Annotated in this window: 11 protein-coding genes and 1 pseudogene; 4 read left to right on the top strand and 8 right to left on the bottom strand. The window is 45.9% G+C overall.

Annotation, left to right across the window (positions count from 1 at the left end; all coding sequences use genetic code 11):
* Window positions 1–525: 525 nt before the first annotated feature.
* From OC443_RS21050 to OC443_RS21040, 3 genes are read right to left on the bottom strand one after another with little or no spacing between them, the layout of a single operon-like run.
* Window positions 526–810: a hypothetical protein gene (locus OC443_RS21050; protein WP_073586402.1), complete on the bottom strand. Its 285-nt coding sequence runs from the start codon at window positions 808–810 to the stop codon at window positions 526–528.
* On the bottom strand, window positions 807–2186 hold the full coding sequence (locus OC443_RS21045) for a hypothetical protein (protein ID WP_073586401.1): 1380 nt from the start codon (window positions 2184–2186) through the stop codon (window positions 807–809). Before OC443_RS21045 ends, OC443_RS21050 begins: the two co-directional genes overlap by 4 nt.
* On the bottom strand, window positions 2183–3427 hold the full coding sequence (locus tag OC443_RS21040; protein WP_143169450.1) for a hypothetical protein: 1245 nt from the start codon (window positions 3425–3427) through the stop codon (window positions 2183–2185). Before OC443_RS21040 ends, OC443_RS21045 begins: the two co-directional genes overlap by 4 nt.
* Before the next feature lie 113 nt (window positions 3428–3540).
* Between OC443_RS21040 and OC443_RS21035 the strand changes: the two genes are divergently transcribed.
* A complete protein-coding gene (locus tag OC443_RS21035; RefSeq protein WP_073586399.1) occupies window positions 3541–3999 on the top strand; it encodes a HEPN domain-containing protein in 459 nt (152 codons plus the stop codon).
* On the opposite strand, the pseudogene OC443_RS21030 reads toward OC443_RS21035, so the two are convergent.
* Window positions 3944–4195: pseudogene (locus tag OC443_RS21030) on the bottom strand (transposase); the annotation flags it as partial. The gene OC443_RS21035 and the pseudogene OC443_RS21030 overlap by 56 nt on opposite strands.
* A 713-nt stretch (window positions 4196–4908) precedes the next feature.
* On the opposite strand from OC443_RS21030, the gene ltrA reads away from it, so the two are divergent.
* The gene (ltrA, locus tag OC443_RS21025; RefSeq protein ID WP_200796999.1) at window positions 4909–6381 is read left to right on the top strand and encodes a group II intron reverse transcriptase/maturase; all 1473 of its coding nucleotides are present in this window, start codon (window positions 4909–4911) and stop codon (window positions 6379–6381) included.
* A 181-nt stretch (window positions 6382–6562) separates the two neighbouring features.
* On the opposite strand, the gene OC443_RS21020 is transcribed toward ltrA, so the two are convergent.
* Genes OC443_RS21020 through OC443_RS21010 form a run of 3 tightly spaced genes read right to left on the bottom strand, consistent with a single transcriptional unit; the run spans window position 6563 to window position 11485 of the window.
* Window positions 6563–6865, bottom strand: coding sequence for a hypothetical protein (locus OC443_RS21020; RefSeq protein WP_159440352.1), 303 nt, complete (start codon window positions 6863–6865; stop codon window positions 6563–6565).
* Between the two features lie 22 nt (window positions 6866–6887).
* Window positions 6888–7310, bottom strand: coding sequence for a hypothetical protein (locus OC443_RS21015; protein WP_073584827.1), 423 nt, complete (start codon window positions 7308–7310; stop codon window positions 6888–6890).
* Window positions 7311–7312: 2 nt separating this feature from the next.
* Window positions 7313–11485 carry a hemagglutinin repeat-containing protein gene (locus OC443_RS21010; RefSeq protein WP_262021785.1) on the bottom strand — a complete coding sequence of 1391 codons (4173 nt, stop codon included), beginning with the start codon at window positions 11483–11485 and terminating at the stop codon, window positions 7313–7315.
* 34 nt (window positions 11486–11519) lie between these two features.
* On the opposite strand from OC443_RS21010, the gene OC443_RS21005 reads away from it, so the two are divergent.
* Window positions 11520–11876, top strand: coding sequence for a DUF3156 family protein (locus OC443_RS21005; protein WP_073586683.1), 357 nt, complete (start codon window positions 11520–11522; stop codon window positions 11874–11876).
* Window positions 11877–12081: 205 nt separating this feature from the next.
* Here OC443_RS21005 and OC443_RS21000 read toward each other — a convergent pair whose 3' ends face one another.
* On the bottom strand, window positions 12082–12483 hold the full coding sequence (locus tag OC443_RS21000) for a transposase (RefSeq protein ID WP_143169484.1): 402 nt from the start codon (window positions 12481–12483) through the stop codon (window positions 12082–12084).
* A gap of 59 nt (window positions 12484–12542) precedes the next feature.
* Between OC443_RS21000 and OC443_RS20995 the strand changes: the two genes are divergently transcribed.
* Window positions 12543–12716: a hypothetical protein gene (locus tag OC443_RS20995; protein WP_159440405.1), complete on the top strand. Its 174-nt coding sequence runs from the start codon at window positions 12543–12545 to the stop codon at window positions 12714–12716.
* Window positions 12717–12725 lie beyond the last annotated feature (9 nt).

Below are 12725 nucleotides of genomic sequence, written 5' to 3'. Positions count from 1 at the left end.
GTTCTTTCAAGTCAGGATGTTTCCAGATATTCATCCCTGTGTTTTCGTTATATGTCATCAAGTTTAATGTAATTATCATCAGTCCTGGACAGATTGTTAAATGATACCCGGTAATTCGTAGTTCTCCAGATTTTGAGTCTGGAGTAAACTCCGTAAAAGCAGCTTGATATATTTGCTCCGGGCTACCGGCTAACACTTCATCTTAAATCTCAAATTTAAGCCAGTAAAAATCTGAGCCATAGTCAAATGTACTCTACAACCATTTGCTCTGTATAATACCATATATAAATCTACGCCTTTGGTAACATCCACTAATAATTCAAAACCTTTCACACTATATCGTATCAGCGGTGTCAGCAACTACCGGACTCCTTGTTTCGACCGACTCAGGTGTGTGAAGTTCAGTTACGTTTATTATCTGCCACGCAGCACGTCTCTTGTTGGCTGTTGATCTGGCGAAATCAATCAACTGATTAGACCGCAATCCACACAACTCATATGCCAGAAATCATCATAGCTCGTACTCTATTCTTTCAACTGCTTAATCAATTTTTCTGTTTTGCTCATTTCTTTAAGAAACTCTTGTTCATAGTTACTAGAGGTTTCCAAGTATCCCCTGGCGGAACCAAGAAGGATACGAGCTTCTTTAAGAATCTCCTCCTTTGGCTTGCCAGACTGTATCGCTGACTGAACAACCATATACTTAACTATAAAATTATCTACAATTGCTTCTTGAGATGATCTTTGCTTTTGCTCTAAAGCATTTAGCGTAGACTCAATTCGATTTTTCAAGTCATTAATTCCGATCATGGCTTAACATTCCTTATATTTTGAATCCATTCCTTCGACCAGTTTTGTGGCATTAATAATTGATCTGAAGAACCATCCAAAACTGTACCAGTAGAGTCAATAGTTTGAGGTGCAACTTTCCCAATATTTAACTCAGTCCCCTTGGGAACATGGATTTCAGCTTCAAATTCTCTCGTGTTTTTCCATTCTGGCAATAGTGCAGCGTCAATTTTAGCTTGAATCTTATTTAGTGCTGGATTTGTGCTCACAAATGCACCTTGCACCTTAGCATTACCTCCAAAAACACGATAGACAGTTATGTCCTGGTTAGTTACAACTGTTCGATAATTTGAATCCAGAAAACTTTCTTGAATCCAATCCGGAATACCATCATCCTTCTGGACAACAGTAACTTTATCATCGATTTCAGTCGAGTATTTCCCACTACTTTCATTAATCTGCTTTAAATTCCGGTTTTCAGTAACTGCCAAAACAGTTCCTGAACCAATAGCTTTTGAATCCTTGTTTTCCCCTAGTGACTTTTGTGGAATTCTACCACGACTACCAACTCCACTATTCGCACTATTTGTCGGCACCACGATTTCTGGTGTCAATACTTCTTTGAAATCACCTATAACGGCAAGATTTACACCATCACTTCTCTCCGAATTAAACTTAATGACATTAAACCCTTGCTCCTGAGCTTTTTGGCCAATAAGTTTGGTTTGATCGGTAATTTCACCACCTGCATAACCCCATTCTTTTGCAACCTGTGGATCCGTTAAATCTAAAACCTTCGCCTGCTCATTGTTGATGGTATATCTGATAGCATGTGTAGAATCAGCGTTATGATGTGCCAATTCTTTAGTAACTGTATTCGCACTATCACCAATGTAAAATGCTTTTCCAAAACGACTATCCGGATTTAAGAACTTAGGATTAATCCCATCCAGAATATTTTGTGCAACACCGGCACCATTTGTCGCATGATAAGCCGTATTAACCTGAGCTCCGGCCTCTATATCAGAAATCCCCTTCAGCTTCTGATATACCCCAGAGTTCTTCACCAGTTTCTGAACATCTGCAGCAACAAACTTATCTCCGAGTACCGCTGAAAATGCAGCCATCAGACTTCCGGTCACATTGACCCCTTGCTTAAGCTGCTCTGCCGTCACATTCAGCCCATAGTGGTCTCTGAACCCCTGAGCAATATTTTCATAACCCGCATCCATACCCGCACTTGCTCTGTCGGCATTCGCATCCTGTGGGCTGTATTGGTATTGATGGTCAACTGTGACACCGAGGCTCGGAGACACCTGAGCTTGTGTAAAGCTATAATTCAGCAAGACCTGCGGAGCATCTTTATAAACAGCCCCGGCTTCCTCAAGGGCTTTCATCTCCTTATATTTTTCTGTTCCCGGTGCAAATTCAGCCGAACAGTGAACCAAAGCACAAGCCGCACTGTTTCATACGTCTGGGTATTGTTCCTGATTAACTCACTACCTGTTGTACCGTTTTGCAGATTGAAGCCGCCAAAGTGACCAAAGCCTGAGTTTTCGAAGTTAAAGCTGACATAATCGGCCGTCGCCTCTCCCATCAGACCTGCGTATTCTTCCCGGTTTTCTTCAAACGTCTGACTGTCATTACTTTGCAGCAGGTTATCATCCAGATAATGCTGCGTCTCATGACCAATGGTGTTCACAATGTCGGTCAGATTGAAGTGCATTGCGTCATTGAAGAAAATTTTACCATCGCCATAAGCTCCCTGACCCTGCTGACCATTCTCACCGACCAAGGCCATCATAACTTCAGCCGGAGTCAGATCGAATTGCTTCGCAATCGAGGCTGACAGAGACTGGTAGGCCGCCTGTTTCTGCTCCGGGGTTGCATTCGGATCATTGAGTGTTTTAACCAGCGCTTCGTTGTTTTCATCCGTGATAAAATTCTTCGTCGCCGTGAAGAAATCATGCTTGTGCTCAAGATGATCCAGTACACCTTCCTTACCCTCTTCGTTCCCGGTCAGGCCAACGCTCTGATTATCATCATCCATTGCATCTGCGATGCTGTCGAAGGTGATTTCGTTACGTTTCACATCTTCCGCTATCGCCAGATGTCCGCCTTCATGGAACAACCGGTGGTCAATCGAAACATCAAAGTTCCCCTGCTGGCGATCTACCGTGAACAAATCAGTTTCTGAATTCTCCACGTCCCGGTTCAGCGCGGTAGTGTCGTCGCTGCCTGCTTCATCGCCGATGATTAAACTACCCTGTCCCACTGTCGCCAGCGTTTTGCCTTTGTGATAATCCGAGCTATCGTTTAACTGGGCTGAAGTGGTGTTGCTGCCGATGCTGACCTGGGTTTCTGTCTCACCGGTCTTTTCATTCACAACGTCACCAATTGCAGCCCCCGTACTGAAACCGGCACTCATATTACTGCTGTAGCTGGTATTACTCAGGTCGCTGTATGTCAGGGTGCCGGTTTTCAGCGTCAGGTCGCCGGTGTCTTTGCCGTCTGCATCTGTGGTGGCAATCGTGGCGCCTTTGATATCCGTATTGCCGCCAACGGTGATATTGGCCGTACCGCCGGAAGTCAGACTGGTCAGCACGGTTTCACGGCTGCGATCGCGGCCATTAGACACATTGAAACCACCATTCACTCAGGGATGTCAATGAACGCCTGCAGCAGGGTCATTATTTTTTCAGGGATATCCGGGAAGAAGGGATTGAGATTTTTTCCGCCACGCCGAAGGAATTGTCATTACCGGGTAAACTCACAGATGAAGAAAAACAAGCGATTGCGAAAAAACATTATGATCAGTGGATTGAAAATTTAGATGACGACTTCGAGATGTATATTTATGCCAGAAAGGGTTCAAGACTAAAAAAAGCCGCTTTTGAACTTCATCAGGCCACTGAGCATCTATACGCCTGTGCCCTGCTTACCTGCACCAATTATTTAGCCAAATCACATAATATCGAAAAACTGAGCAAGCTCTGCGCCCAGATTGATCCTGAATTTAAAACGATCTTCCCGCTGGATAATAAATTCCATCGCCGCTGTTTCCGTCGCCTGCAACGGGCTTATATTGAAGCCCGGTATTCAGAGCATGTTGAAATCACCGGACAGGAGCTGGATTATCTGGCGGGGGAAGTGGAGTCCCGTTGCGGTCACGGGGTGTTTCCAGTTCGAACTCGCCGGACATCGTTTTGATTGTTTTCCGGGATTTCCCTTTTTTCCGGTTCTCAGGCTCAGATTCGAGATGCTGGTCAATTTCAGCACCCATTGCCGCTTCAGTGATTTTCTTAATCAGTGGAGTGAGAACCCCGTCTTTGCCATTGAGTCCCTGACCGGACTGAAGTGCTTTAGCGAATTCCTGAATATCAATTTCGTATTTATCGTCAGACATAAAGTGTCATTTCCTTTTTTATATTAGTTTATTGAAATGACACAGAAATTTGAACACTACCAAAACCAAGAGTGGATTCGCCAACGAAACCAACTTGCTAAAACTGCTGTATGCGGACGGTAACTTAACACTGTCCGTGCGACCTGAAGTCGTATGAAGCGTTGTTCACCGCTTTATGAGTGAACCGTCTGTATCACCAGATGAACCTACGAGCCTGAATAAAGCAGCGGCTCGGACAATGTAACGAAACTTGGCCGTTGGGCTGAGTGGGAACAGAATCGTGAGAGGACGTTTCTCCTGAAAACCACAATTCGGGTAAGTGCTAGGTAGTCAGTATGATGAACGTATGTGAATCCATTCAAGGTGCGTTATATGATGAAGCAGCGGAAGTGGTTAATACGCTGTGGCCAAAAGGCAATGAGAGTTGGAAAGAGGTTGGACAGTACTCTTTCGTGGTCACTGCACTCTCCGCACTATAGTGGGCATCTAACCTGACATTTTACGTAACATACGGAACAGGGTAAGCCTGTATCACTCCCTTTGGGAAAGCCTTTGTGGCCGATAGTGATGCAGGTATAGGAGGTCGGAAAAAGCGAAAGCTACATTGTAATGATGCAGATACAGACTTATGTCTGATCACGAAAGTGAGCCCACTTCCGACTGGTCTCCCATTGCGAGAGAATTTGAAGAACTTTATTCAAGGAGGAAAGCAAATGGTGATCTCGAAAGAGATTGGTGCATCTTCTGACGGCGCTCAATGGCAGTCCATCGACTGGAAATCCATTGAAGCACACGTATTGAAGCTTCAAATGCGTATCGCAAAAGCAACGAGAGAAAAGAAATACGGTAAGGTGAAGTCCTTACAGTGGCTCTTGACTCATTCTCGCTCAGCCAAGCTTCTTGCAGTTAAGCGAGTCTCTCAGAATAAAGGCAGTAAAACGCCTGGAATAGACGGTGTCACCTGGACCACAGATGCACGCCGTATGAAAGCAGTCAATCAACTGAGCCGCAAGGCTTACTCTGCAAAACCACTTAAACGTATCTACATTCCCAAAAAGAACGGTAAGCTCAGGCCATTGGGTATTCCATGCATGATTGATAGAGCGCAACAAGCCCTCCATCTTCTAGCATTCGAACCAGTGTCCGAAACGCTTGCCGACCTCAATAGCTATGGGTTTAGGACAAATCGCAGCACGGCTGACGCCGTCAGTCAGTGTTTCAAATGTTTGGCTCTAAAGCGATCAGCGAAATGGGTTCTTGAGGGAGATATTAAGGCTTGCTTCGACAAAATCGGGCATCAATGGCTTATGGACAATATCACGGTAGATAAACGTATGTTAGAGCAATGGTTAAAGTCTGGCTATGTGGATAAGGGTCTGTTCTATGATACCGATGAAGGTACACCTCAAGGTGGAATAATCTCTCCAACCTTGATGCTAATGACTCTCGCGGGAATAGAGCAACAAATAAAATCTACAGCCCTGAAAAAGGGGGCTAGAGCCAACTTTATCGGTTATGCGGATGATTTCGTGGTTACTTGCTCTTCAAAGGAAGTGCTAGTGAACGACATCAAACCGTTGGTAGCTGGCTTTTTGGCAGAAAGAGGGTTAGCCCTCTCCGAAGAGAAAACGAAGATCACTCATATTGATGATGGCTTTAACTTTCTAGGCTTCAATCACAGGAAGTACAAAGGCAAATTGCTCATCAAACCGAGCAAATCCAACACGCTGTTATTCTTGAGAAATCTACGAGAACTCATTAAAAAGCACGCAACCATCCCTGTTAACGATCTTATCAAGTTGATAAATCCGAAACTCAGGGGATGGGCGAATTACTATCGCCACTGTGTTGCTAAACAAATATTCGGGTATGTCGGCCACAAACTATTCCAAGCGCTATGGCACTGGGCAGTTAGGCGTCATCCAACCAAGTCCAAAGACTGGGTTGTTCATAAGTACTTTCTCAATCGTAAAGGCCAATGGCAATTTCACGGTTGGCAGAAAATCATGAACATGGACTGTCACTTCAATCTGTTCCAAATAGCGAAAGTGCCTATCGAAAGACACGTGAAAATTAGGAGTGCTGCTACCCCTTTTGACCCTCAATACCAAGAATACTTGGCGAAGAGAAAACCCAAAAGGCTAGCTCGTAACTCTTGGAACGAACCTGCTTCGACTGCTTTATAAGTTGCTGGGTATCAATGATGCCTTAGTGGAGGCTTGAGCCGTATGCAGTGAAAGTTGCACGTACGGTTCTTAGAGGGGCGGCACTTGGTAACAAGTGTCGTCTACTCGACAGTCTTTGAAGGATGTCTGGATAAATATCTAAATCCTATAAAATAGACGTGGCACAAAATGATGAACAGCCTTATCCCCAGTAATTTAAAAGGTGATCAATTAATTGTTTTTCATCATCTGAAAAAGGTGTGTAGAGGCTATATTTTTTCCGGTACTGCATGAGTTGATGTTGAATCCCCCGGATTGGGACAGTGCCTCTTTCTCTTGCATCTGCAATACTTTTTAATAAGTCATCTCTTTCCAGCTCATGTTCAACAACACGAATGATGAGTTTTTCCAGTTCATCTAATGCCAACCCAGATTGGTTATATGGAAATTCATCTGGTTTCATCTTCATACCTTCTATTTTTGTTAAAGAAATAAAATGCTTCACAACCCCATTCAGAACCAACTGTTTACTCATACGATATATCATAAAAAGATTCATCACCTTCTGATATTTTTTTTGAAATATTTTCATACTTTGTAATTAAATTTCCAATATTTAGCCCCTTAGGATCATATCCTATATCAACCTGCTCATATATATGCGATATAAATGCTGATGGTAGTTTCGCTCGATATTTTCTCACATAATAAATATGAGACTCATTCCATACATATATACCATCAGACCATAATTGTGTAGGAATCACATATTCCCTTGTCAGTATGTCCATGCCATTACTCAGCCATTGATCAATAATAAGGCAAGAACTCATATAGTTAGTGACAATGGCTGATTCCTTTTTACTCAAAACATTAATATTATCAACCAATGATATTGCAGCTGAACATTGACGTTTTGTCTCTTCTTTGTAATAAGGTAATACTTTCATAATTAGTTATTTTCTGGAGTAAATGTTTTCATTTCTGGTTTAATATGTATCAAATCGAAATGATATTCTTCCATCATTTTATCAGACATTTGTACCCACTGTCCTGTAACTGTATCAAATCTCACTGGCCGGGTTGGTGCAGTCACCGTTGCGTTAAGCGCATTTGAAACCTGCTGCGCTGTTCCGTTCGAACCGCTCCAGCATGATCCTAAACATACAGGTGAACCAGCTTTGTAATTCGGATTACTCAATACAGCATCAACAATTTGCTGTGTATGGGTTGGATAAGACTCCAGATTATTGACATCATTAGTTACCTGAAAAATCCCACCCTGTTCATCATAGTCTGGTCTGGAGCCATGTACTATGACATTATGACCATTTCCTGTATCTGCTGCGACCTGATAATTTCCCATTGTTTTATTATCACTACCTATCGCCGTACTATACTGCCCGTGATGAACTTCAATTCCTGCTGGTGTCGTTGTATCCAGATATTGCTTATTATCGTACAGCACTGTTCCGGAGCCGACTTCTGAAGATTGATCACTTTTTCCAATACTGCCTTCAGACGAAACCGATTTTGTATTGCCCTCAGGAAGCACTTCAGAATGCTCATACTTCAAAGTCTGACCATCGGCGTGTAGCTGTGCTTTACCTCCCTGACCAAATTCAGGATACGCTTCGGTAATGGGTTCCGGCAGATCTTTTCTTGTGTCCCCGAACATGCCTGGCACACGTAACTGTGGTTGCCCCTGATCATCAAACAGCTGTAAGGTGTCAAACTCACTTCTGATGCGACCATCACTCCATGAGCCGTCTTCTGGATCTAAAGAGTTGACCTTATCTTTTCCTTTAATCTGAAAAGCATCCCGGACTTCCTGCCCTGTTTCTAACTTATCAAACCCAATATAAGTAGCTCTGCCTTCCCCGGTTTCTAATATCTTTTGTCCCCACTCGTTGACTGTTCCATCATCATTCAGATAACGATCATATCGATATCCGGTTGCAGGTAATGTACTGTTTGCCCCATCAGAGCCGACATAAAAATCGGGACGAGAACCATTTGATAAGACCCCGGCCTCCCCGATACCCGTAATCCCCTTCAGCTTCTGATATACCCCAGAGTTCTTCACCAGTTTCTGAACATCTGCAGCAACAAACTTATCTCCGAGTACCGCTGAAAATGCAGCCATCAGACTTCCGGTCACATTGACCCCTTGCTTAAGCTGCTCTGCCGTCACATTCAGCCCATAGTGGTCTCTGAACCCCTGAGCAATATTTTCATAACCCGCATCCATACCGGCACTTGTTCTGTCGGCATTCGCATCCTGTGGGCTGTATTGGAATTGATGGTCAACTGTGACACCGAGGCTCGGAGACACCTGAGCTTGTGTAAAGCTATAATTCAGCAAGACCTGCTGAGCATCTTTATAAACAGCCCCGGCTTCCTCAAGGGCTTTCATCTCCTTATATTTTTCTGTTCCCGGTGCAAATTCAGCCGAACAGTGAACCAAAGCACAAGCCGCACTGGTCAGCTTATTTTTCAGGGCTTCGTCATTACCTGCGAGCTTATCTATGATCGTTAACTCATTATCATTTGGCATCCGGAAATCAACACCAGTCGTATCCCGCACAGTTTCATACGTCTGGGTATTGTTTTTAATTAACTCACTGCCTGCGGTGCCGTTTTGCAGGTTAAATCCTCCAAACTCACCAAAACCTGAATTCTCAAAGTTAAAGCTGACATAATCGGCCGTCGCCTCTCCCATCAGATTCGCATATTCTTCCCGGTTGGCTTCAAACCTCTCACTGTCATTATCTGCCAGCAGGTTATCATCCAGATAATGCTGCGTTTCATGGCCAATTGAGTTCACAATATCGGTCAGATTGAAGTGCATTAAGTCATTGATGAAGATCTTGCCATCACCATAAGCCCCCTGCGCCAGATTACCGTCCTGACTGACCAGGGCCATCATGACTTGTGCCGGGGTCAGATCGAATTGCGTGGCAATCGAAGCCGTCAGGGACTGGTAGGCCGCCTGTTTCTGCGCTGGCGTCGCATTCGGATCATTGAGTGTTTTCACCAGCGCTTCGTTTTCACTAGTCACAAAATTCTTCGTCGCCGTGAAGAAATCATGCTTGTGCTCAAGATGATCCAGTACACCGTCCTTACCCTCTTCGTTCCCGGTCAGGCCAACGCTCTGATTATCATCATCCATTGCATCTGCGATGCTGTCGAAGGTGATTTCGTTACGTTTCACATCTTCCGCTATCGCCTGATGTCCCCCTTCATGGAACAGCCGGTGGTCAATCGAAACATCAAAGTTCCCCTGCTGGCGCTCGACGCTGAACAGGTCTCTCTGCGCATTCTCCACATCCCGGTTCAATGCTGTGGTGTCGTCGCTGCCTGCTTTATCGCCGATGATTAAACTACCCTGACCCAGGGTCGCCAGGGTTTTATCTTTGTGATAACCGGAGGTGTTACTCAGCTGTACAGAGCTGGTGTTATAACCGGCGCTGACTGTAGTTTCTGTTTTTCCGGTCTCCTGATTGACGGACTGACCAATCCCGACCCCCGTATGCATCCCGGCACTCATATTACTGCTGTAGCTGGTATTACTCAGGTCGCTATATGTCAGGGTGCCGGTTTTCAGCGTCAGCTCGCCGGTGTCTTTGCCGTCTGCATCAGTGGTGGCAATGGTGGCGCCTTTGATATCCGTATTACCGCCGACGGTGATATTGGCCGTACCGCCGGAAGTCAGGCTGGTCAGCACGGTTTCACGGCTGCGATCGCGGCCATTAGACACATTGAAACCACCATTCACTCCAGTCAGCGTACCTGCATTGCTGGTATCACTCATCACATGGCTGCCTTGTTCAGCCTGTGCACCGGTCAGACTCACACCACCACTGATGGACTGTCCCTTACTGCTGGATGAGTGATGATCCTGCACTGAAGCCACGTTCAGATCACCGCCGACATTCATGGTCAGCTCACTTTCTGCCCGGACAGTCGCCCCTTTGACATTGGTATCACCTGCCGAGACAATCTGAATATTGTCCGCATTGAGCGTGCTGTTAGTATGGGTTTGCGAACGGCTGCTGTTTTCATTCCGGCTGTAGCTGGCATCGAGATTGATCCCACCGCCAGAAGCGCCATACACCGTCATCGAAGCACCGATATGAGCTGACTTACTCTGGCTGGCGCTTTCGCTCTGATCGGTCGACGCCAGCAGATTCACCTCATGGCCGGAGAGACTCAAATCATGCTTCGCCGCAATTGCCGACCCCTGTACTGTGGCTGACTGGCCGGTTTCATTGCCCGCCTGAATATGAACGTTATTGCCTGACAGCAATGAGCCCTGCGACGTACTCTGCTGGCTGTCACTACTGGTTTTGGTCACATCAATATCCAGATGTAATCCGGCATCAAAACCAAGCGTTGCCGAACTCTGACCTGCACTGGCCGATTGTTGCACCAGTGCCGTGGATTTAGACGCGACATCTTCCACCGCCATCGCAATACTGGCGACATACCAGCTTTCATCACTTTTCAGATCACTGATCAACCCGGCCAGCTCATCGATATCTTCCTGACTAACACCCGGTTTCTGCGCGGCCAGATCAGCCTTGAGTGAGGCTAAGGTATTTTTCAGAGAGACCAGCTGATTTTTGTACTTTTTATAATCCTGTCTGGCCTGATTCAGGGCCTTTTTCGATGCTGATAAAGCCTTCACAGCGTTAGCCGTCTGTACTGCCTGATGCTGCACCACCAGACTGACTTCGGCTTTCCCATGCAGTTCATCGTTTTGATCCCGGCGATGTGAAGTGCTCTCTTTCACCACCACATTTTCTGCGCTGATGTTCAGATCACCATCTTCATCCTGATCGTTATCGGCAACGACCTGACTGCCTGCGACGGTTAAATCACCCACCGCAGCAAGGTTGACCCCCTGATTAGCGACAATCGCCGAACCGGTCTGCGAGGTCACATCACTGTCATGACGGGTTTTGTCGTAGGTGGCTTCGGCAATGGTGATCCCAACCTGACCACCGGAGAAACTAATCGCTCCCGCCGGATTCATCAGGCTGCTGAACAGGTCAACTGTGGTTTTTTCATGCTCTTTATAACTCTGGCTGGTTTTTTCATCCCAGTCTTTGGTGTTTTGCAAAGCTGGGGGTCATGAAGCGCTGGATGGGAGGCACATGTATGATGAATATCGTGCTGTCTCACCCAACGCCCCATTCATCCCGGGGAAAAATTGTATTCAAAGGGGGCCGGGGCGGTTTTTTACCGGGAAAGTAAATGGAGATTTTGGTACGCAACTTTTGTCCGCTTTCAATGCAGACAATGCCCTGAAAAAGCTGCTGCTTTCTATTGACCTCGACAGTCTTTGTATTGAGCTGAGTGACGGCGTCGTTGCATGTACCTTGACCCCGTATGGCGGCGGGATGGCTTACCTCGTGATCCCCCCTGTCCGCACATCGATCCCGCTTCCTCCGGAGCAAATCTCTCCGCTGACCCGGGCGCTTGAAAAAATCAGTACGCATATGATGCACTGATAGTGGCATCTCATCAAAACCCGGTATTCAGAGCATGTTGAAATCACCGGACAGGAGCTGGATTATCTGGTGGGGGAAGTGGTGAAGCTAAAGGGGCTTGGGGCGCGGGTTTGTTTGGGGAAGATTGATGCCAGCCAGGCTGACACAGAATTATGAACAGTCTCCCTTTGGGAGACAAATACAGGTAAGGGATGTTGCGCCAGCGTCATGATTTGTTCTCTTGTTCCATTGCTTCTATCAACGCCAAGGCTTTTTTTTGGAGCGAGAGACAACCGTCTTTTACCTCAATCTGATGACGAAGACGGGCGTTCTCTTTCTCTAAGTGCTCAATGCGTTTTTGCTCGGGAGTTTTTGCTGACGCAGGACCGGGGGCTGATTTTTCGAGCCCTTTGATGCCGTTCTCAGCGAATTCTTTCCGCCATTGTGAAAGCTGATTTGAGTAAAGCTTTTCCCGCCGGAGTAAGGCACCAATCTCGCCATGTTTACAGGCATCAGCCTGTTGTATAATGGAAAGCTTGTATTCGGTCGTAAAGACACGGCGGGTTTTCTTTTCCAGCTCCGGAGAGGGATTGACCTGCGGCTCAACCGTTGTGTTCTTTGGCATCATGAACTCCTTTTTCACCCTGATTTGTATGTTATCTCAAAAGCGGGTGGTTCAATAGCAGGTTGACACACAGGGGCCTACAACGGGCTTATATTGAAGCCCGGTATTCAGAGCATTTTGAAATCACCATTGAGGAGCTGGATTACCTGGCGGGGGAAGTGGTGAAGCTGAAGGAGGTTGTGGCGCGGGTTTGTCAGGAGAGGATTGATGCCAGCCAGGCTGATTCAGAATTATGAACAGTCTTT

It is taken from the genome of Vibrio quintilis, assembly GCF_024529975.1.
Classification (GTDB): Bacteria; Pseudomonadota; Gammaproteobacteria; order Enterobacterales; family Vibrionaceae; genus Vibrio; species Vibrio quintilis.
Note: the sequence above shows the minus strand (reverse complement) of the source record. Positions and strands in the feature narration are given on the sequence as shown.